Below are 20,758 nucleotides of genomic sequence, written 5' to 3'. Positions count from 1 at the left end.
CGTTATACCGTTCCACTACAGTTAATGTCTGCACTCTGCCAGTGCCAGCGCTGCCAATCACCGGCCAACATAGCAGCATACTGGCTGACCTGCGGTAATCCATTCGTTACTAAAGTACAGGGTGACACCTGCTCAGAGCCGGCTGTCCACCACAGGCAATAGCGGCCAAACTGTTGCCGGTAACTGTGATGCAGCAATAAAGCGGCGTCCAGCGGGCAATTTGACTGCAACACCCATGCCGGCCGCCCCTGTGCCGATGCCATCTGCGCCGTACTGATTTGCTGTGGCTGTGGCCAGTCAAACTGCGCCTGAGCCATAGCCGCCAACCAGCTGTCAAAGTTAAAATCATCTTCCAGAGTCAATAGTGCCTGCTGTTCCAGCACATCTGACCATGTACTGTTGTCACGGGCATGCACCGGTGTACATGGCATAACTTTAGCCAGGGTTAACGGATAGTGCCGGCCAACCTGGTCAACACTTGGCATCAAACATCCCATCATTGCGTCTTTACCACACACGCCGGCTGATAAAGCAAAGTGCCAGACAGGGCTGGTTAAATAGGTGCTAAGCCAGGTATCCGCCAACTGCTCGCGGCTGACAGCTAACACTGCCTGCAGCCATTCGTTCCAACTGTCAACGAAGTCCGGCGCCAATCCCTGAGCCAAAAAATCACCACGGCCCGGGATCTTACCGCACATGCCGACGTCGGTTATAAGCTTGCCGGACAACTGAACGTCTCCAATGCACTACTCCAGAACGGGTTATTTACGGTATCCGGTACCAACTCTACCCTGGCGCTGTTACCCTGCACTGCCAGATGCAACACCATGTCTGTGCGGGTTTGTGGCCGGTCTTGTGTCAGCTCATCAAGAAAACGGAACCATGACCATTCTCCCTCTTTGCTGATATTAGATGGTAAGCCTGAATTAGCAGGGGTAAACACCAGCCGCGTTTGCAACTTGTTACGATCGCCGGGCCAGAAAAACTGCCGTGAGCGTGTCGGGCCGTGGCGATAAGATAACTCCTGGCCATCCAGCTCTAACAGCAAGTGGGTAATATGCCGATCTAAATAAAGTGGCCTTAAACTAAAGCCGACTTTCAGCTTTTGACTACCGCCATCGAAGAAGGCTGCGCGTATTTTCTCAGCATTTTGGAAAGTCCTCAGCACACTGCTATCCAAACCAATGTCTTTTTTAAAGGTCCAGCTGGAGCGACTGGTGTTCACAAATGGTTGCAAATAATCTTTAAAGAAGCTGTCTAACGTGCCGCCGTAGCCAAAGAACCGTTCGAAATCACGCAACTTGATATCGTCTTTGCTGCGGCGGTTTAACGGGTAGCGTCCGGCGATAGCCCGTTTATACTCCGCCAGTACAGTGCCCTGCCACGCTTCATTTATATGTTGGCGGCTGCCTTTGGCGAACAACTTACCGGTATCTGCCGACAACTCACCCAGCCAAACTGAAAACGGTGCGGGAACATCGCTTTTTAACCGCCGCAATGCCACGCTCAACTCATTACCGCCCTCAGCGTTCAGCTGGTTAGCGTAAGCCTGACGAGCCATGCCACCCGGAATATACAGCCGCTCGAGATACTCATTGTACATACGGCTGGTTTGCGCGATTTGTTCCAACTGCGCATCACCGATATTGAGTAACTGACTAAAAGCCTGTTCAACTTCTTTACCAGGTAACTTTTGCGTCAGCGCAGACATATCATCAGGCAACAACCGGTTTAAGCGCGATTTTTGGCTGGAAAACTGCGTATCGGCCACTTTACCGGCGACATCCTTCGCCATATTAGCTTCAGCCGACTCCGGTAAACTGGTTAGCCGCACGTTTTGCTGTATCGCTTTAATAATATTCTGAATAGGCTGTTCCGGGCCAGACAGCACCTTGGTAACAAAAACACCCTGTTCAACGTCATCTACCGATCTGATGCTGATGTCATCCAGCAATTCCTGCCACAGATAAACATAATCACGCAGGTACTTTTCCGTCACCTGTTCCGATAAGCTGCTGTCGGCCTGGCCGTTCTCACCTTCGGCTTGCTCGCCGTATACCCAGCTGTCTTCCATCAGGCTGCGGATAATGCGGCGTTTTTCCACATTAAACAAACCGTGAAACCCCTGATAGGTATACAGACCGGAGATCCCCTGCTGCAGCGGTAAGCCGCTTTTACGCTGCACCACTTTTACCCCGTCGGTGCCCAGTACATCAACCAGACGAAAATCCGGAATATGGCTTCTCACTAATTCGGTACGGATCCGCTGATAGGCCCGCTCAGCCAAAGGCACGGTAAGCAACAGTTCACGGGCAGCAATCACTACGTCATCGTTGTAGGATGCGCCCTTAATGCCATTTTCCAGCAATGCCTGCAGATGATTTTGCAACGATAAGCGCAGCGGTAAGTTAACGTCGCCCGGGAAACGTCGCTCTACATATAAAGAAAACCAGGAACTGACTTGCTCCGCATTAAAATACTGTGGTTTAAACACCATCAGATAGGTTTTCAGTGTTTCATATAAATAATCACGATGTTGCGCATTAAGCTGCATTTCAGCGGTAAGGCTGTCGAGTAAAAATGGCACAAAGCTATGATACAAACCGCTTTGATAGGCTGTTTTTGCCGCCTGCCCCAATTTATCACCCTGATATAATCCGAGGTTCTTCGGCCCGTCGGTCGGCAGCGCGCCGGCATAACCGGCTGGTAAATCACGTAACAAATTTAACTGTGCGTTTAATGCAACAACATCCTCAATATCCGTGCCCGACTCTGTCAGTTGCTGATAATCAGCAATAGACCGACTGACTTCATCTACCAACCCGGTGTTCCAATTGTAACTACCTGCCCAGGCGACAACTAACCACACCGCTGACACCGCTGTTGCGGCTAACACACCGCGGCGGATCAGCCGGTGCCTGGCTTTATGCTGCAAGTTTACCGACGCCAGCTCGCGCTCAGGAATAACAATTTCTTCAAAGAAACGTTTTATAAAGTAGCCTTTACCTTCGCCGGTTTGCCGGCGCAGTGGCGGCTCTGCCAAACCAAAGTTACTGCCCAGCTGCGACATAATGCGATCTATCGGCACCCCCTCCTGGGTTGCACTGGCAATATAAACACCGCGCAACATGGTGGCTTTTTCAAACGGATTCGGCGCAAAAATTTCTTTCAAAAAATCATCTGCTGCACTTTGCAACAGCCGCAACTGGCGCGGAAACTCGTAAATAGCGGCGCGGTTTTCTGCATCGTGTTCGAATTGCAGACGGCTGAATAAGCGTTGCGTCAAGCGGTTAATAATGGCGTGAAACTCTTTGTTAAACTGCGCAACTACGCCTTTTTCGCTGTCATCCTGCGCGGCGTCAAATGTCATGCCCCATACTTGCTCGCGCTCTTCTTCGGTCAGGTTGTCAAAAAACTCGGTAAAGCCAGCAATTAAATCCGCCTTGGTAAACATGACATAGACCGGGAAACTCATACCTAACTGGTTTTGCAGCTCTTGCACCCGCTGTTTTATCGCGCGTGCATGCAAGTTACGTTCGGTTCTGGTTTGGTTCAGTAAATCCGCCAGGCTAACGAACACTATAACGCCATTAATCGGCCGGCGCGGGCGGTGCTTACGTAACAAACCTAAAAAGCCCTGCCAGGCAGTGGAGTCTTGTGCCGCATGGCTATCCTGAGTGGTATAGCGGCCGGCAGTATCTATTAATACGGCTTGATTGGTAAACCACCAATCGCACTGCCGGGTGCCGCCGATACCTTCAATCGCATCGGCACCCATATGTTCTTTCAGTGGAAATTCCAAACCAGAATTATGTAAGGCGGTAGTTTTACCCGATCCCGGCGGACCAATCAGCATATACCAGGGTAACTGATAGATGTCGCGTGCCTTGCCAAAGCGGGCATGCTTTAAAATATCCAGCGCTTTTTGCATCCGTTCGCGTAATACGTCGATGTCACGCTTAGCCAACTCATCATGCTGCTGAAATTCATCACCGTTAAGTAAGGTATCAACCGCTTGCTTGTGCGAACGCGTTTCACGCAGGCCTCTAATATAATGGGTGCCGCCCCAAAATAGTGCGATAACCAGCAGGGTCACCAATCTTGCACTGGCACCGGCCAACGGCTCGTACCCGGCAATTGCCAACAAAGGCCCGCCAAACCATATCAATAACGCTAATGCCAATAAACCCAGCACAGTAATAAAAACGCTGGATTTCAGCAATCTGACCAGCGATTGCAGCGCGGTTTTAACTTTCATAACACTTCCCTTGTTTAAGGCCTTACTGTAGCAAGTCTATTTCAACGCGACGGTTCAAAGCGCGATTAGCAGCACTGTCGTTTTCGGCTATCGGATTGGCATCACCATGCCCCTCCGGCCATAACCGGCCGCGCAAATCTGCGCCTGCCGCCAGGGCATCGGCCATAGCGTTAGCCCGCGCCAACGATAAATGCCAGTTAGACGGATATTTGCTGGTAAAAATAGGCAGGTTATCGGTATAGCCACTCACCAGAATGCGGCCTTGTGTGCCTTCCAATGCTCTGGCGATCTTCGCCGCCACCGGCGCAAAGCCTTCATTAATACCGGTACTGCCCGGGCTGAATAATTGGTCTAAACCAACGCGAATGCGCACCCTGTCCGGTAGCTCGATCACTTGCAGCAACTCGCGGCGAATTTCAGTTTGCAATAATTGCTGCAAGCGAATGGCATCCTGACGAGCTTTGGCTGATGCCGGCTGCGGCGCGTCTTGTTCCCAGCTAACCAGGGTGTTCAGTTGGCGGTGAACCTGATCGGAGTAACTGTTTATCTGATAATTCAGATACATATAACAACCTAACAAAGCGGCACCCACTACCGAGCACAACACCCACAGCGGGAACTCAGCCTGTAGCTGACTTGCAGCGACAACCTGACTGCGCCAGCCGGGGGAGAGCTCACGCGGTGGTTCGCCGCGTTGGCTGTGAATGGCTTTATAAGCACGCTCACGAAAACCTTCCAGTTTTTCAAAACCGCGCTCTTCTATCCGCATCTTGCCGACAAAACCAAATGACAAGCAAAGGTACTGCAGCTCTAACAGCAGCAAATGCTCTTTCGGCGCGGCAATAGCGCTGTCGAGCAAAGTGAAAAAGTACTCTCCACCGAAGGTTTCATTATGGAAAGTTGACAATAAACTCTCGGTAGCCCAGTCACTGTTGCCACCCCAGCCGGTATTAAGTACTGTTTCATCAAGAAACGAGCACATGCAGTAGCGGGCTTTTTCTATCAACTCACTGCTGATGCCTTTGTAGCGAAGTTGTTGTTCATACTGGTTAATCAGTTGCACACAGCGCGTTTTTAACCCTGGTACATCAGCATGCTGTACTGTACTGCGAATAGGCGCAACCAAGGAGAATAACGCCCCGGCTTCATCAATGAGTATGTTGTCGCTGATCGACAATACCTGCAGCTTTTGTGCGCTCTCCGGCGAGCGCACATTGGCAGACATCCGTGTTTTATCATTGTCGCCGGTGTTATCCGCTGCCACTGCAGCTACCGCACTTTTTACCGGCGCCCGCCCACCGGGTCTGGGTTTCATCACTGTTTTATCAGACATTGCTTACCGTCCATGTTAATCAGTCGCCGTAAGGCGGTTATGCCTTTATTGCCCAAAGTTCAATTTTCAAGCCTGGATAGTTACCGGATAAATGCAGGGCTAAGCCGCCGCTGTTTGCCAGCCGCTCCCAATAAATACTGCCTTTGTCCAGTTGGAAATAGTGATAACCGGCATGATAAGGAACTTGTCTTGGCGCGACCGGTAAGCCGGTTACCCCAATACCGGGCAACTGGTTATTTACCAATTCACGGATATGCTCCACGGGGCCTATTTTTAACCGCGCCGGTAAATGTTTACGAATATCGTCTGCCGGCAGGTCTGCAGCAACCGCCAACACAAACTGAGCGTACTCCAGCAGAGATTTATCTGTCAGCGGCGACACCAGGATGCCAAACTTAGCTTGTTCCAGTGGCAAGGCTTGGGCTGTTTGTTCCAGTACCACACTGAGTGTTTGGTTCATAATGACGCTAAGGTTGCCGAAAACGGTTGTCAGATCATCATGTTGATAAGCCGGAAACTGCGGCGGACGCTTTTGCCGTGCCGTAAACGTGGCAAGTTCGCCCAACATAGAAATCATTAAACGATACAGGCTGTGCGGATGCTCCAGCACGCCGGTTTTCAAGTGCCGTAGCAAAGGTTCATAGCGGTTAAGCACCTGCAACATCAGAAAGTCGGCGATGGAGTTGGCTGTACCCTGCCCCTTGCCCAGGCGATCGGCTAAGGCATCAGCACGCTGACACAACATACCAAGCGCTTCATTTATAAACGCTGACAGCTCACCATCCTGCTGCACATCTACCAGCGGCGGAATAAACTTTTTCAGCAGCTTAACTTCGCCTTGCTCTGATACCTCACGGATCCGTGCAACCGGCATACAAATAAAACCACCACGGTCTTCTGATTCCAGCTTAAACAGCAGTTTAAGCTTAGCCAGTTGCAACAACTCGGTAGCCTCTTCCGCCAGGCTGTTATCTGCCACACTGTGTTCAGCATAGCCGTAGCGGCTTATATGTGAACTGTCGTGGCTGCTGATATTCTGACTGCTGCTTTTATCCATCGCCAAACACAGATAAACCAGCTGATCGCGACAGCTTTTGCCAACCTGAATAGCTGCCGGCAATGCTTCAACTGCCGGTAACTGTAGTACAGTGCCATCGGGTAAAATGGCCTCCAGTTCTGACAAAGCAAACTGGCCGAACTTCAGGCTTTGCGGGTCAACAACACAACGACGCACGCCCCAGCCATAAGGCAATTGCATACTAAGCTGCTGCTGCCTGCTGTAATCAAAATAACGTTCCTGCTGCTGAAAATGCTGCGGCCTGAGAAACAAGCCCTCAGACCAGGCGATACGACTAAAATCACTCATGCTGTAAATCTCCGGGGCAGACAGTTTAACGCTTACGTTCTAAATCATGCTCACGGATATACACCGCCAGTTTATCAACATAGACATAAAAGTCGTCGTAGCCGGTGGGCTTTACATCAACCACTGCACGCCACCTGGCACCTTCAATGTCGCGATAAGCAACCACCACTGCCACGGCACGGGTAGCCGGCTGTAACGCCATCCGGTACTCACTGCGTTGGCCCGGTTCAAATACCAGCTCATCTTTTTTCAGCAAGTCGGTGCGTAAAATAGCGTCCGGATTATCATACAAGGCAAAAAAGTCCTGATTTTCAAATACCGTTTTTGATGCCAACTCGTATACCTTGATGATTACCGGAGACGGGCGACCGTCAAGATCCGGATTAATATCCTGTGCCACACGAAAATGCAGCTTGGTGGATGGCGGAAACGTTGCATACACCGCCTGACAACCTGCCAATACGCTAACGCTTAACCACAGCACTACCAGCATTTTTATTGTTTTCATCTCTACCACTCCTTAAGGTATCGTTAAAACAGCTACCGCAACCTGTTTATTTTTTGCGTAAAAAGGCTTCATAGGCGCTGATAAAATCATCATTAACGCCCTGTTTATCTTTATTATTCAGTTCTGCTGCCAGCTCAGCATGCAAGGCTTTGTAGCGTGCCCACAACCGTGCCTGGCGCTGTGCCGGATTTAACTTGTCAACAAAGCTGCCACCAAAATCACCGGCTTCTATTCGTTGCGGCGCCAACTGCGTCAGTAAGCCGGCCATAGCGCCACCTGCACCGGCAATAATGGCCGATTCATGCCGGCTGATATCGGCAAACGCCTCGGCTATCGCCTGGCGTGGCGGCATAAAACTGGAGCCGCGGCGGTTAAATAAGTTATGAAAGGCGTCATCGATATTGGCGGAAAATTTCAGCGGGTTATTTTCCCGCTGCTGGAAAGTAGTTTGATTAACCCGAAAACTGTTTTTTACTTCCGAGCGCGCATGCATAACGCTAACCACGCCCTGTAAGGACTGTTGCAATGCCTGCCCCAATTGCTCCCACCAGGCGGCAGAGTCGGCGGCTTGCAGATTCGCTTCAGAAACACCTAATCCCTTGAGAAAGGCCTGTAAGCAGGACTGCTCTTCAGCCGGCATGTTTTGTTTTACCGGTTTATCCACAACCGCTTTGTGGCTGCTTTGCAATGCGGCCGCAACCGGAGCCGCCGGTGTTGCAACGGCGTTATCATTAGTTTGCCAGGCTGATGCCCAGTCATCCGGTATTAATGCCGCAGGCGCTAAGAAATGGTCATCCATTACTAACTCAGCACCGGCTTGATGTTGTGGTGGCGCCATATCGGCAGAGCGTCCGTTAAAGCTATTGGCAGACACATCAGAAATCAGCATGCCATTGCCGGCAGACGCTGTGATATTTTGCGATTGGCTCATTACCGGAGTAGTGCCCGGTATCGCCGATGGCTTTGGCTGCAAGTCGGCAACAGTTTGCAATTCATCTATCAGCGCGACCTGAATTTCGTAATCACCCATGCAGAGCAAATCGCCGTTTTTCAGCGTATGGCTGTTACCCTGGCCAAGTGCGTCCACCGCGCGGTTTACAAACAATCCGTTGGTTGATTTATCGGTGATAATAAAGGTGCCGTCTTGATGACGGATAACGGCATGCTCTGATGACACTACCCGTTCCGGGTCTGGCAGATACCAATCAGCTTGCTCTGAGCGGCCCAAGGTACCGCCACTGCTGTCAAAGCGTTTTACGGCAACCTGTCGGGGTGATAGCCTGTGATAACTCAGTACTGATAACTCAAGTAACATATCCCTTCGTCCCGCTTCCCGTTCCTGACACTAAAAATACAATTTATTTACCTTAAATCGACGCAAAAGATTAAGTTAAATTTATTGTTGCGTCAATAGCGCATAAGTTAACAACTAAGCAAAATGCGATGATGACTGCAGCTAAAATATGTGGAATAATCGCGTTAATTTAACATTTGGCCGGCGTTTTGTTTATAAATACCAGTGCGGCGAAGATCAGTACCTGATTAACAAGGAGTGAATTATGGCAGTTCAGGACAGCACGGGCGTTAGCGGCGTAACCAGCGATACTGCTATTGATGCAGATAAAACGCGTTATGCGGTAAAACCCTCCGCTACGGCGGCTAACACAGCAACAGTGCCTGCTATACAAGAAGGTATGCTGATCAAAGAACGCTACCTGCTGGAGAGCAAAATTGGCTCCGGCGGCATGAGTGACATATATCGTGCAACTGATATCTTTTTACGTGATGCCGGCGTTGCTAATAACACTGTGGCAATAAAAGTATTGCAACAGCAATTTGTCAGTCAACCGGAAGCGTTACAGTTGCTGCTGCAGGAAGCGCATAAAACTCAACTGCTGTCACACCCGAATATCGTCAGGGTGTTTGACGTTGATGTTGATCAACAGCATTACTTTATTGTGATGGAGTTTCTTGATGGTGAAAGCCTGGAGCAGGTGATAAAGCGCTATAAACCCAAAGGTTTACCGCTAAAATCAGCGTTGAAACTACTGCAACAAATTGCTGATGCATTAGACTTTGCACACCGCACCGGCATTGTTCATGCCGATCTTAAACCGGCAAATATTATGGTAAACCGTGCCGGCGACGTTAAAGTACTGGATTTTGGTGTATCGCAAAAACTACAGTTAAACCACGATATATACGCTGCAGAAACGCATAGCCAAACGGCACCGTTAAGTGGCTATACGCCTGCTTACGCCAGCCCGCAATTACTGGCCGGTGCCCCCCCCTGTGTCGCCGATGATGTATTTTCTTTTGCCTGCCTCAGCTATGAGCTACTGACCAGTAAACATCCGTTCGAACGGCTACCGGCAGATAAGGCTGCGCAGCAAAAGAAACAGGCAGCTAAGCCAGCACATTTAAATGTGTTGCAATGGCGCGCGCTGCAACAAGCTTTGCAATTTGACCATAACTTGCGCAAAACCAGTATCAGTGCGCTGATCAAGCGGTTTAATCAACCGGTATGGCAGCCGGTGGCGGCCACAGCGGCAGTGATTGCTCTGGCTTGGGGTGGCTGGCATTACCAACAACAGCAACAAACCGCACTACTGGCGCTGCAGCAAAAAGCGGAGGCTGTCTCAGCACAGCAACAACAGTATCAACAGTTGGCGGAAGCAGCACCTGCCGACCTGCTTGGTGCTTTGAGTGCAGATGAGCAAGGCTCGCTGCAACGCGAAGCTTTGTTGCGCTTACGTCAGGACAGCGTACTGCAACATTTTGAGCAGCAAATTGATCAAATTATCAGTGATCGTAGTTTTAACTATCCAAACTATCCGCAAATTGAGCAATTGCTGGCCACGGCCTCGGCACTCTACCCTGACTCGCACTACCTGGCAGAAATACGCAGCAATATGCTGCGCAGCAAGCAAACCGCGATCGAGGTACTGCGTTCAAGATTGAACCAATTGTTATTAAACCGCCAATACCAGCGGTTGCAAGGCGACACGCTGGACCCGTATAAAATTGTTGCAGAGCTGCAGCGTATCGACGCTCAATATGTAGCTCAACCGGACAGCGCCGAAACAGCAGCTTTTGTCGCTGCCTTTGAGCAAGCGGTAGCGGAAAATAACGCCCCACAGTTGCAGCAGCTTATTAATGTCGGGCAACTTATTTTTGCCAGGCACAGCGACACAGCAGAGTTAGTTGCCCATGGCCGGCAGTTGGCTGCTGCGGTAGATGCCATGACAGACTACAGCACTGCAGCGGCAGAAAATGCTGACGCGCCCTTTCCGTACCAGGCGGCAGAGTTATTTTATCAACACAGCTTTAATCTGTTGGAACAACAATTGGCCAGCAGCACTGAAGTAGCAGAAGTTGATGCGGTGTACGATAAGCTACAGCACTACAACGCTTTAGTGCCGGCAGATTTTGTCTTACATTCGGCAATGCGGCGCAAACTGGCTGATAAGTACCTGAGTATTTCCGGTGAATTGTTAAAAACGAACCAGGTACGTACAGCAGAGCGTTTGATGCGCCGCGCCAATGAGCTGATGAGCAGTATAAACAGCTGATTAACGATAGCGCTCTACTCCCTCGCACAGCTGTCTGATACCCGATAATGTGCGTGGTGTAGTACGATATAAGTGATCCGCGTTCACTGCTAAATACTGTTTTTTCTTTACGGCCGGCAGTGCATCAAAGCGCTGCCAATAACTGAAATCTGCAACAAAATCGGTGCGTACCGGCTGGATAATCACTTGTGGTGCCGCCGCTATAACCTGCTCAATACCTACTTGCGGGTAATCACCTTTGGCACCGGCAAAGGGGTTGGCTGCTGCGCATAAGGTTAACATTTGCTGAGGCCAGGCATTATTTGCCACGGTGCTTAAGGGCAAGGTACCCATGGCGAAAAACACCGGCACCTGTCGCTTATGCTGATATTCAGCCCGTAATTGTTGCAATTGCTGTGAGAAATCTGCAGCCAGCGCGTTGGCTTGATTATCCTGACCGGTCAGCTGCCCCAGTAAGCGTAATTCTTTGGCGATATCTTCCAGCAGCAGCGGGTCGGAAAATACCACATTGATACCAAATTGCTGCAGACGGAGGATGTCTGACGCAGGGTTGCCGCTACGCCAGGCAATAACCAGATCCGGTTGTAACGCCAGCACCGCTTCCAGGTTAATAGCTGCATAGCTGGCTATGCGTGGTAACTCAGCCGCCTCAGCCGGATAATCACTGTAATCACTAACGCCGACGACCCGGTCGCCGGCACCGATAGCGAACAACATTTCTGTGATATGTGGTGCCAGCGCAACAATACGCTGTGGTGCAGCCTGCACTGCCTTACAACAGCAGAGCACTAACAGTAACAACGTGCACAGCGGTACATATCTCACCAATCAATCCCCCTCTGTGCCTTAATACCGTTATCAAACGCATGTTTAACATTTTGTACTTCACTGACCGTGTCCGCCAGCTCAATCAAGCGCCGGTGACAAGCGCGGCCGGTGATCACCACATGTTGTGTCGCCGGCCGTTGCAGCAACGCCTGTTCAATACGCTGTAACGGCAAATAATGGTAACTGAGCATGTACGTCAGTTCATCCAGTAACACCAGATCGATAGCCGGGTCAGCCAGAAATTGCTCAGCCTGCTGCCATACCAGCTCAGCAGCAGCTATATCTGCGGCTTTATCTTGCGTATCCCAGGTAAAACCGGTGGCCATAACCGCAAACTGCACGCCATGCTGCTGCAGTAAATTACGCTCGCCGCAGTCCCAGCCACCTTTAATAAACTGCACCACCGCTGCACGTAAACCATGGCCTACCGCTCTGGCTACAGTACCAAAACCCGAAGTCGACTTACCTTTACCGTTACCGGTGATCACCAGCAGCAAACCTTTTTCATCCACTGCCGCAGCGACTGCCGAATCAACCTGAGTTTTTAAACGCTGCTGACGCTCTTTGTGACGCTGTTGCTTTTGTTCATCTGTTGTCATAACTACCGCTATAGCCGTTGCCGGCGCATAATTAAAAGGAAAAATATACTGCCGGCCAACGACGTAATCACTCCCAGCGGAATTTCCTGTTGCGGCAGCACAGTACGGGCAAGATTATCTACCCAGATCATAAACAACGCGCCAACAACAGCACACCCCAGCAATAAGCGTACTGAGGTCACACCGAAAAAGTGCCGCACGATATGCGGGATCATTAACCCGACAAAAGCAATGCCGCCGCATTGTGAAACAATACATGCCGTAAGCAACGCCGTAGCCAGCAATAACACCAGCCGCAAACGTTGCGTATTAACACCTAAAGTACGGGCACTGTCGTCACTGAGTAATAATGCATCGAGTTGCCGGCGCAAAGCCAACGCCAGCAGCAATACCAAAAGCGTAACCGGCGCCAGCAACAATACGCTGTGCCAATTGACTGGGCTTAAACTACCCATTAACCAGAAAATCACCCTGTTAGCGGCAAAAGGCTCGGCAAAATATAAGATAAAGCTGCTGATTGCGCTGAGCATAAAAGACACTGCAACCCCGGCAAGTAAGGTGATTTCTATCCTGCGCCAGTTTTGCCCCGCACACACCATAAACACCAGCGCTACGGCAAACAAAGCGCCGCAAAATGCGCCCAACGCCATACTTACCATCTGAGGCGGCAGCACCACACTGACTAAGGTCGCCCCCAGTCCGGCGCCTGCCATTAGACCAAAAAGATAAGGGTCGGCCAGTGGATTGCGGCTGGCATTTTGCAAAATAGCGCCGCTGATTGCCAACCCGGCACCAACAAGCACAGCACAAAGCAAACGTGGTAAACGGATTTGCCAGATAATCGTTTCTGCCAGTGCAGATTGCGGCACCTGCCCGCTTAATACTTTAACAATATCACTGACACTAAGCGTTGCACTGCCGACGTTCAGGCTTAACAGCATACTAAACAGCAGTAACAGCACCGCCAACAACATTGCCAGGGCATAATGCTTTTTTAACATACCGGCTCCGGCATAAACGTAACTTGCAACTTTCGTAGCCGGCTTTGCATATTCACTTCACACGGCAGACCAAATACCTCCTGCAACATATCGGGTCGCAGCACTTCAGCAGGCGCACCAAATGCACACTGCCGACCCTTATTCAGCAACAAGATTTTGTCACAATACATTGCAGCAAGATTTAAGTCATGCAAACACGCCAGTACCGGAATAGCCAAACTGCGTGTCAGCTGCAATATCTGATGCTGATACTGTACATCCAAATGGTTAGTGGGTTCGTCCAGCAATAACAACGCCGGTTGCTGGACCAGGGCGCGGGCGATGTACAACCGCTGCAATTCTCCGCCGGATAACGTATCCGTAAGCTGTGATGCCTTATGCAGTAAGCCAACCTGTTGCAGGGCTAACGCAACCTGATGCTTATCATGGCTGTTACTCAGCTCAAACCAGCTTTTATGCGGTAATAAGCCCATCGTAGCGACTTGCTCTACTGTTAAACTAAATAAAGGCGGCGCTGTTTGGCTGACCACGGCCAGGCTTTTTGCCAACTCCAGGTTGCTATAGCGTGCTAATGCCCGCTGGCGCAGCATAATATTGCCACTATCGGGCGCCAATTCACGCTGAATAAGCCGCAGCAATGAGCTCTTACCGGCGCCATTAGGCCCGATAATGCCGATAAACTCGTCATGCTGTTGGGAAAAGCTGATGTTATGCAGCACAGTTTGTGTACCAAGCTGCAATGAAACGGCTGAAAGCTTAAGCAAAACCCACTCCTGACAAATGCAGCAGGCCCGCCGGTAAATGGGGGAACCCCGCTGCTGTGAACTCCCGCACGCAGGCGTAATAAGGCTCAGGCAGGTCTCCTGACTTAAAGTGATAACCCACAATCCCCTTCCCGGCATAACATCGCCAGTGGTTAATGATTGCAGCACTTTTTACAGTTGCGGGTACAGTGCAGGCATTTAACCTGCTTCCCTTTTCAGCGGGCATACACCCGCACCTCAGCGCCGGCAAGTGTAACAGAAAAAGATTTCGGGCAGCAAAATGAAAACGCCGGCTTACGCCGGCGTGTTCGAAGCTAAAAAACCTTAGCTGTTAATCTAAGGCACTGATTAACGTTTTATCCAGCCCGTCTTCTTTCAGAATTTTTACGATAGCTTCGCAATGTTCAATGGTAAAATCGCCTTCAGCAATCTGCGTATTGAGCATATTACGGCGCTTCATCACAATATCAGCCACCATTTTCTGGTTTTCGCCTTTAACGCCACCCATTTTGCTATATAGCTTATCTAAATACGGATATAAGGTTTTCTCAGCATCATAAGCTGCAGCGCGAACTGTCGGGTGAAAATCTTCACAGGCATTCAGATTAAGTAAATAAAAGTTCAGGTAGCCGGCAACGGTTACCAATTTATAATCCTGTGTATCGGCAGCAGCTGAGGTTGAAAACACTGCTGCAGCAATCACTGCACTTGCCCACTTTTTCATTATGACTTCCTGTTTGTTCACTTGCGTTGTTAATCAATCTAACCAGAAAGTACTGCTTTTGCAATCTCAGCAGCTTAAAATAAGCATGCTGAAGTCATTGTTATACTATCTGCAAGCCGGTTTTTGCCTGTATTGTAACGTCAATTAATAACTGTTGGTCAAGCCCACAATATACTGAGAATAATTAAACCGGTAAAAGCAGACATTGCCAGCACCATATACAACGAACTGGTTAACCAGAACTTAAGCAGCGTTTTCCCCCAGCTCTGACGATAGTAAAATTTCTGGCATAACAATAAATACAACGGCATCCATAAAAACGCGACCTCCGCCAGGCGGCTGACTATTGTTGCCAACCTCGGCCAGTTGATATAAGCAGGAAGTAGCGACAAGGCCAGATAAAACACCGACATTTGCAGAATAAAACTGTGGCTGTGCAATGCGACAATTAAATGCTCCATGTAGTAGCGGTTTGAGCGGATATACAGCAGCTTTAATAGCAAAGCAAACAATGGCAGCAACAAAAACATCATTTGCGGCGCCAGACTGAAAAACTTATTTATAGCCAATTTCGGATTAGCGATAATAGCGTCCAGCTTAGCATCAAACTCTTTTTGCCCCTGATCAGACAAGAAAGATAGCTTACTGTCGAACGGCGTTTGCTGTTGCTCTTGCTCTATGTCCCGCTGAACCTCTGTTATTACATCCGACCAAATTTTCCGGCCTTGCTCCGTCGGCTGTCCGGGTTGCACTACAGAAGCTTCCGGCATCATGGTATTAACCTTGGTATCAGGCAGCAGCCTGGCGAAGATTAAAAAAGCGATAATCGAGGTAAACAAATACAACCGCAACGGCGGTACATAAGGTACGCGGTGGCCATCGACATAACGGCGGCTTAAAAAGCCGGGCCGGAACCACAGCGGCAGCAGCGTGCGCCAAACGCGGGTATCCCAGTTGCTGAACTCGCCAAAAAATTCAGTAACCACACCGCTGACATTGCGGATATAGCTCTTTTTTTCCTGGCCACACTGATGGCAAAAGTCCCCTTGCAACGGGGTGTAGCAGTTATCACACTGCCCTGCTGATACATCCATTTTTAGTTTACCGGCTGCTTTCTCTCTATGCCGATTCTACGTTAAGCAGTTGTTTTAGCAATAGTTGTCCGCAACCTTGCCGCGGACAGTTAAATTGTCCGCGGACACTCACCCCACCAGCAGTGATATATTTAGTTGTTTTATTTCAACAACTTAATAGTTGGCATTAAAGCTGCTATGACGTTATACAAGCAATAAACAGGGACTTCAGATGATCCAGGGTACAGCGCAGCAAGACAATATTATTCAACGACCACAAAAAAATGCATTACGCCGCTATCTGCCGGGCATTGCTACGGCAGGCCTTATCTCGCTGCTGGCTGCAGCGTTTTTCCAATCTGTCGGTGAAAGCGCCGCTCTGGTTCTACCACGAAATCAAATGCAGTTTGCTACCGTGCAACGCGGTGATTTAGTGCGTGATGTCGCGGTGCAGGGCCGTATTGTCGCAGCCAATGCCCCTACCCTGTATAGCCAGGAAACCGGCCAGGTGCAGCTGTTTAAACAACCTGGCGAAGCGGTAACTCTGGGTGATTTGCTGGCCACCATTACCAGCCCGGCCTTGCAAAACGACCTGCAACAGCAACAAGCGGTGTTAGCAGGCATGCAAAGCGAAGCTGAACGCGCCGAATTGGATGCCCGCGAACAACAACTGGATATGGAGCAAGTTATGAACGCAGCTCAGGTTAACTTATTGGCAGCGCGGCGCGAGCTGCAACGTGCCACACAGTCCATTGAACTGGGCGTGATCCGCAAGCTGGACTTTGACATTGCAACAGACAACCTGACCAAAGCTGAGCTGGAGTTTGACCATGCCAAGCGCAAGGTAGAGCTGGCAAAAGATAAGCTGAGCTTTGAACAAAGTTCGCGCAAGCAAGATATCCACCGTCAGCAATTAGTGGTCGATGAGCTGCAACGTAAAGTTACAGCGTTAAATATCACCGCCCCGGTAACCGGCCAACTGGGCAACTGGTTGGTAGAGCAACAAAGCCATGTGTTGCCGGGCCAGGCGCTGTTAACCGTAATCGATTTAAGCCAATACGAAGCAGAACTGGCGGTGCCGGAAAGTTACGCCCGTGATTTACAGCCGGGCCAACAGGTAGAAGTTAACCTGGGTAGCCAGCTACTAAGTGGCACCATTAGTTATATCGCTCCGGAAGTGCGCAATAACCAGGTTAGCGCACGGGTACGTTTTGTTCAGGCCGATAACACACAGTTGCGCCAAAGCCAACGCTTAACCGCCCGCGTTATTCTGGAACACAAAGAAAATGTACTGAAAATTGCCCGTGGTGATTTTGTCAGTTCCGGCGGCGGCCGCCAGGCCTATCAGGTGTTGGATAATCAGGCGCTGCGTAAAAATGTCGAGCTGGGTGCGCTGTCGGTGCAGTGGGTAGAAATACTTAGCGGAGCTACCGAAGGCGAGCAGTGGGTAATTTCCAACCTCAGTGATTTTGAAGATCACAGCAGGGTAAATTTGAACTAATTGGATAAAAATAAGGACAAGAAGATGATAACGCTAACTAATTTAAGCAAGATATTTCGCACCGAGTTAATTGAAACTCATGCCCTGCGCGATATTAATCTGCAGGTAAATGAAGGTGAGTTTGCTGCATTAACCGGGCCGTCCGGCTCAGGTAAGTCAACGCTTCTGAATATTCTCGGCACTCTGGAAAACTTTGATGCCGGCGATTATCTGCTCGATGGCATATCGGTAAAAGGTTTATCAGATGCCGCGCTGTCTAAACTACGTAATGAAAAAATCGGTTTTATCTTTCAAAGTTTTAACCTGATAAAAGATTTCAGCATTTATGACAATATCGAGCTGCCACTGCGCTATCGTGGTTTAAAAGCCAGTGAGCGCAAACAGCGCATTGAACATGCGCTGGAGCTGGTGGGCCTGCATGCCAGGCGCGACTATCTGCCGGGGCAATTATCCGGCGGCCAACAACAGCGGGTGGCTATCGCCCGAGCTATTGCCGGTCAGCCGCGTATTCTGCTCGCCGATGAACCTACCGGTAACCTCGACTCATTGATGGCCCGCCAGGTAATGGAACTGCTGGAGCAGATAAACCAGCAAGGCTGCACCATTTTAATGGTTACGCATGATCCGGATCAGGCGCGCCGCGCCGGACGACATATTCAGATCATCGATGGCCAACTAAGTGACGCGGTGTTATACGACCCCCTGGCGGCACAGAGCGCTTAAGGAGCTGAGCATGGAACAGTTTATCTACTATCTTAAAGTCAGCTTTGTCAGCATTAAGCGTGCACCACTCCCCTATGCTTTAACCATTTTTATTCTGAGTGTGGGCTTGGGTATTTTTTTTGCCAATGCGACGTTTTACTACCAACTGAATTCCGATCCGCTGCCGCATAAAAGCAGTAAATTGTTTTTCCCGATGATGCTGTTGGCACCTTACGAGTGCACAGACTGCAAACCACCCGCGGTGCTTAGTTACAGTAATATAGAAAAACTCAGCCAGAGCGATATCCCCTCAGCCAAAACAGCAATGTACAGTGCCGATGGTTATCTGCGCAAAAATGCTGAACAGACCCCTATGCCGGTTAATATCCGCATTACGCAGCGCGATTTTTTCAGTATGTTTGACGTACCGTTGCTGCATGGCAGTGTTTGGCCGGATAACAGTGCCAGGCTTGAAATCATTCTGAGCAAAGCCACAGCTGAAAAACTCTTTGGCCGTACCGATGCTGTAGGTGAAAAGCTGTTACTGGATGACCGCCATTTAACGGTGACGGCCGTGTTGGATGACTGGCAAATGCTGCCGCGGTTATACGACGCCAATAACCGTAACCATTTGAGCCCTGCGGATGATATTTACCTGCCATTGGAAACCGGTTACGACATGAATTATCTGTCTAATACGCAGTCGCAAACCTTTGATGATACCGATTACCGCAAGTTAAGTACTCAGGGACGCACCGGTGCTCTGAACCAACTGCAATACTGGGTGCAACTGGACACCCCGACCGCCCAACAAGCTTACAAGCAGTTTATGGCCAATTTGGCACAGGATGAAAAGGTTGCCGGTCGCCATCCGTCGGAACCCAATAACCAGTTAGTAGCAATGCGTAATATTGTTAACTATTTTGGCGGCGAAAGCAGCGACATCAAAGCTTTCGCGTTGGTCACATTGTTGTTTTTACTGGTGTGTTTATTTAATGCCAGCCATTTGTCTTTAAACCGCTATTTAGGTAATCAGTATGAATTTAGCCTGCGCCGCGCTTTGGGTGCAAGTCGCGGTCAGTTGCAGTTGCAAATGCTGGCCGACGTATTATTGATGGCAGTGTTCACTATCGCCGGCGCGCTGCTGACCGGCTATGCCGGTATAAAACTGATGAACCATCTGTTGCCGCGTAACAGCCTGTTCTCTTCGTGGGACCTGCCGCTGTTACTGAGCTTACTGGCTGTCGCTTTTATCTGCAGCTACCTGGTTACGCTGTACCCGTCGCTTCGCGCCTCTTTTGGTACTTTAAATCAGCAGCTTAAGGAATAATAGCTATGTCATTATATTTACTGTGTAAAGTGTTGTTCAGCCGTAAAGTAGTAACAGCCCTGTTGTTACTTCAACTGGCCATGACGCTGGCGCTACTGCTAAACAGCTTGCTGCTGGCACAACAAACTCAGCAGCAACTCAATCAACCCACCGGATTGGATCTGGACAATACTCTGCTGGTACAACTTAAACCTACTACTGCAGCATTACGGGTTTATCCGGCACTGGAAGAATTACTCAACCGGCAACTGGATGCGGTGCAAGCGGTTCCCGGTGTCATCGCAGCTGCCTATTCCAACCAATCTGTCCTCCTGCACGGCGGTAATAACGGCAATATTTATGTGTTAGAGCAACAAGAACGCACTAATGTGTCTACTGTGCCAATGTACTTTGTATCAAAGGGTTTTTTCAACGTCCTGGACAGCAAGGTAATTCAGGGTGAACTGCCACAGCACTCCGTGTCACTGGACGCTCCGGGCAGCCCGGATGTGGTATTAACCAGCAGTCTGGCAGACAAACTGTTTGCCGGTACGCCAGCTGTGGGCCAACAAATTAATCGCGGCCGGGTGGCAGCGGTTATCAATGACTTTTACGGCCAGCGCAGTGGTGACCATATTATGTATAACAGTGTACAGGTCGCCCCACCTTATGGTGTTGATTGGGGCTACAGCATTTTGTTGCGCACTGATCCGGCGCAGACCGAATCCGTAAGGCGGCAACTCGCCTCAGTGTTGCGTAATGTTGAATCTAACATCGAAATCTATCATATCCGCTCTCTGGCAGAACAACATCAGCACTTGTATCGAAACGAGTATGGCCTCGCCATGTTGTTAGGGGTCTTAAGTGCGCTGATGCTGCTGGTCACTATGGTATCCAGCTACAGCAGCACTCATTTTCATGCGCTGAAACGCCAGCAGGAAATTGGTATTAAACGCGCACTGGGTGCCAGCAAAAGCTTAATTTTATTGGAGTTACTCAGTGAAAACTGGCTGTGTACAGCCTTAGGCTCCATGCTGGGTGTGGCATTAGCGCTGTGGTTAAATCAGGCCTTGGCACAAGTTATTTCTATACCGGCATTGAATTGGTATCTCCCGGTGATAACGATAGCGGTACTGCTACTTTGTGTCACTGTCGCAACATGGTATCCTGCGGCTACTGCTACCCGGGTATCACCGGCGACTGCCACTAAAGCCTTATAA

The 20,758-nt window shown here is 49.9% G+C and carries 17 protein-coding genes and 1 riboswitch; of the genes, 5 read left to right on the top strand and 12 right to left on the bottom strand.

Features of this window, described 5'->3' with window-relative positions; all coding sequences use genetic code 11:
* Positions 1 to 2: 2 nt before the first annotated feature.
* The 6 genes from tagF to tagH are packed head-to-tail and all read right to left on the bottom strand — an operon-like array spanning position 3 to position 8,780.
* Entirely contained in the window at positions 3 to 728 is a 726-nt protein-coding gene (gene tagF / locus HRH59_RS07710) for a type VI secretion system-associated protein TagF (protein WP_173500700.1), read from the bottom strand.
* On the bottom strand, positions 710 to 4,258 hold the full coding sequence (tssM, locus tag HRH59_RS07705; protein ID WP_173500699.1) for a type VI secretion system membrane subunit TssM: 3,549 nt from the start codon (positions 4,256 to 4,258) through the stop codon (positions 710 to 712). The genes tagF and tssM overlap by 19 nt, the downstream gene beginning before the upstream one ends.
* A gap of 22 nt (positions 4,259 to 4,280) precedes the next feature.
* Positions 4,281 to 5,591, bottom strand: coding sequence for a type VI secretion system protein TssL, long form (tssL, locus tag HRH59_RS07700; RefSeq protein ID WP_173500698.1), 1,311 nt, complete (start codon positions 5,589 to 5,591; stop codon positions 4,281 to 4,283).
* Positions 5,592 to 5,628: 37 nt separating this feature from the next.
* Complete coding sequence (gene tssK, locus HRH59_RS07695; protein ID WP_173500697.1) at positions 5,629 to 6,957, bottom strand: type VI secretion system baseplate subunit TssK; 1,329 nt, start codon at positions 6,955 to 6,957, stop codon at positions 5,629 to 5,631.
* A 25-nt stretch (positions 6,958 to 6,982) separates the two neighbouring features.
* Positions 6,983 to 7,465 (bottom strand): type VI secretion system lipoprotein TssJ, encoded by a 483-nt coding sequence (gene tssJ, locus HRH59_RS07690; protein WP_173500696.1) that lies wholly within the window; start codon positions 7,463 to 7,465, stop codon positions 6,983 to 6,985.
* 46 nt (positions 7,466 to 7,511) lie between these two features.
* Positions 7,512 to 8,780 carry a type VI secretion system-associated FHA domain protein TagH gene (gene tagH, locus HRH59_RS07685; RefSeq protein WP_173500695.1) on the bottom strand — a complete coding sequence of 423 codons (1,269 nt, stop codon included), beginning with the start codon at positions 8,778 to 8,780 and terminating at the stop codon, positions 7,512 to 7,514.
* A 244-nt stretch (positions 8,781 to 9,024) separates the two neighbouring features.
* Between tagH and HRH59_RS07680 the strand changes: the two genes are divergently transcribed.
* Positions 9,025 to 11,037 carry a serine/threonine-protein kinase gene (locus tag HRH59_RS07680; RefSeq protein WP_173500694.1) on the top strand — a complete coding sequence of 671 codons (2,013 nt, stop codon included), beginning with the start codon at positions 9,025 to 9,027 and terminating at the stop codon, positions 11,035 to 11,037.
* On the opposite strand, the gene HRH59_RS07675 is transcribed toward HRH59_RS07680, so the two are convergent.
* From HRH59_RS07675 to HRH59_RS07650, 6 genes are all read right to left on the bottom strand, one after another.
* Positions 11,038 to 11,862: a cobalamin-binding protein gene (locus HRH59_RS07675; protein ID WP_331460160.1), complete on the bottom strand. Its 825-nt coding sequence runs from the start codon at positions 11,860 to 11,862 to the stop codon at positions 11,038 to 11,040. It abuts the gene before it with no gap.
* Positions 11,859 to 12,464 (bottom strand): cob(I)yrinic acid a,c-diamide adenosyltransferase, encoded by a 606-nt coding sequence (gene cobO, locus HRH59_RS07670; RefSeq protein WP_173500693.1) that lies wholly within the window; start codon positions 12,462 to 12,464, stop codon positions 11,859 to 11,861. The genes HRH59_RS07675 and cobO overlap by 4 nt, the downstream gene beginning before the upstream one ends.
* 8 nt (positions 12,465 to 12,472) lie before the next feature.
* Positions 12,473 to 13,465 carry a FecCD family ABC transporter permease gene (locus tag HRH59_RS07665; RefSeq protein WP_173500692.1) on the bottom strand — a complete coding sequence of 331 codons (993 nt, stop codon included), beginning with the start codon at positions 13,463 to 13,465 and terminating at the stop codon, positions 12,473 to 12,475.
* Positions 13,459 to 14,229 carry an ABC transporter ATP-binding protein gene (locus HRH59_RS07660; RefSeq protein WP_173500691.1) on the bottom strand — a complete coding sequence of 257 codons (771 nt, stop codon included), beginning with the start codon at positions 14,227 to 14,229 and terminating at the stop codon, positions 13,459 to 13,461. The genes HRH59_RS07665 and HRH59_RS07660 overlap by 7 nt, the downstream gene beginning before the upstream one ends.
* A 72-nt stretch (positions 14,230 to 14,301) precedes the next feature.
* A riboswitch (cobalamin riboswitch) is annotated at positions 14,302 to 14,484 on the bottom strand.
* A gap of 76 nt (positions 14,485 to 14,560) precedes the next feature.
* A complete protein-coding gene (locus HRH59_RS07655) occupies positions 14,561 to 14,953 on the bottom strand; it encodes a hypothetical protein (RefSeq protein ID WP_173500690.1) in 393 nt (130 codons plus the stop codon).
* Positions 14,954 to 15,111: 158 nt separating this feature from the next.
* On the bottom strand, positions 15,112 to 16,047 hold the full coding sequence (locus HRH59_RS07650) for a DUF3667 domain-containing protein (protein ID WP_173500689.1): 936 nt from the start codon (positions 16,045 to 16,047) through the stop codon (positions 15,112 to 15,114).
* A 211-nt stretch (positions 16,048 to 16,258) separates the two neighbouring features.
* Here HRH59_RS07650 and HRH59_RS07645 point away from each other — a divergent pair, with 211 nt between their 5' ends.
* The 4 genes from HRH59_RS07645 to HRH59_RS07630 are packed head-to-tail and all read left to right on the top strand — an operon-like array spanning position 16,259 to position 20,758.
* Positions 16,259 to 17,527 carry an efflux RND transporter periplasmic adaptor subunit gene (locus HRH59_RS07645; RefSeq protein ID WP_173500688.1) on the top strand — a complete coding sequence of 423 codons (1,269 nt, stop codon included), beginning with the start codon at positions 16,259 to 16,261 and terminating at the stop codon, positions 17,525 to 17,527.
* Positions 17,528 to 17,551: 24 nt separating this feature from the next.
* Positions 17,552 to 18,250, top strand: coding sequence for an ABC transporter ATP-binding protein (locus tag HRH59_RS07640; protein ID WP_173500687.1), 699 nt, complete (start codon positions 17,552 to 17,554; stop codon positions 18,248 to 18,250).
* A gap of 10 nt (positions 18,251 to 18,260) precedes the next feature.
* Complete coding sequence (locus HRH59_RS07635) at positions 18,261 to 19,559, top strand: ABC transporter permease (RefSeq protein ID WP_173500686.1); 1,299 nt, start codon at positions 18,261 to 18,263, stop codon at positions 19,557 to 19,559.
* 5 nt (positions 19,560 to 19,564) lie between these two features.
* The gene (locus tag HRH59_RS07630; protein ID WP_173500685.1) at positions 19,565 to 20,758 is read left to right on the top strand and encodes an FtsX-like permease family protein; all 1,194 of its coding nucleotides are present in this window, start codon (positions 19,565 to 19,567) and stop codon (positions 20,756 to 20,758) included.

It is taken from the genome of Rheinheimera lutimaris (genome assembly GCF_013283795.1).
Classification (GTDB): Bacteria; Pseudomonadota; Gammaproteobacteria; order Enterobacterales; family Alteromonadaceae; genus Alishewanella; species Alishewanella lutimaris.
This window is presented reverse-complemented; position numbering and strand designations above follow the sequence as displayed.

Coding starts and splice junctions, on each gene's coding strand:
- tssM (WP_173500699.1), bottom strand. CDS start 4,258: ATGAAAGTTAAAACCGCGCTGCAATCGCTGGTCAGATTGCTGAAATCC.
- tssL (WP_173500698.1), bottom strand. CDS start 5,591: ATGTCTGATAAAACAGTGATGAAACCCAGACCCGGTGGGCGGGCGCCG.
- tssK (WP_173500697.1), bottom strand. CDS start 6,957: ATGAGTGATTTTAGTCGTATCGCCTGGTCTGAGGGCTTGTTTCTCAGG.
- tssJ (WP_173500696.1), bottom strand. CDS start 7,465: ATGAAAACAATAAAAATGCTGGTAGTGCTGTGGTTAAGCGTTAGCGTA.
- tagH (WP_173500695.1), bottom strand. CDS start 8,780: ATGTTACTTGAGTTATCAGTACTGAGTTATCACAGGCTATCACCCCGA.
- HRH59_RS07680 (WP_173500694.1), top strand. CDS start 9,025: ATGGCAGTTCAGGACAGCACGGGCGTTAGCGGCGTAACCAGCGATACT.
- cobO (WP_173500693.1), bottom strand. CDS start 12,464: ATGACAACAGATGAACAAAAGCAACAGCGTCACAAAGAGCGTCAGCAG.
- HRH59_RS07665 (WP_173500692.1), bottom strand. CDS start 13,465: ATGTTAAAAAAGCATTATGCCCTGGCAATGTTGTTGGCGGTGCTGTTA.
- HRH59_RS07655 (WP_173500690.1), bottom strand. CDS start 14,953: ATGAAAAAGTGGGCAAGTGCAGTGATTGCTGCAGCAGTGTTTTCAACC.
- HRH59_RS07650 (WP_173500689.1), bottom strand. CDS start 16,047: ATGGATGTATCAGCAGGGCAGTGTGATAACTGCTACACCCCGTTGCAA.
- HRH59_RS07645 (WP_173500688.1), top strand. CDS start 16,259: ATGATCCAGGGTACAGCGCAGCAAGACAATATTATTCAACGACCACAA.
- HRH59_RS07640 (WP_173500687.1), top strand. CDS start 17,552: ATGATAACGCTAACTAATTTAAGCAAGATATTTCGCACCGAGTTAATT.
- HRH59_RS07635 (WP_173500686.1), top strand. CDS start 18,261: ATGGAACAGTTTATCTACTATCTTAAAGTCAGCTTTGTCAGCATTAAG.
- HRH59_RS07630 (WP_173500685.1), top strand. CDS start 19,565: ATGTCATTATATTTACTGTGTAAAGTGTTGTTCAGCCGTAAAGTAGTA.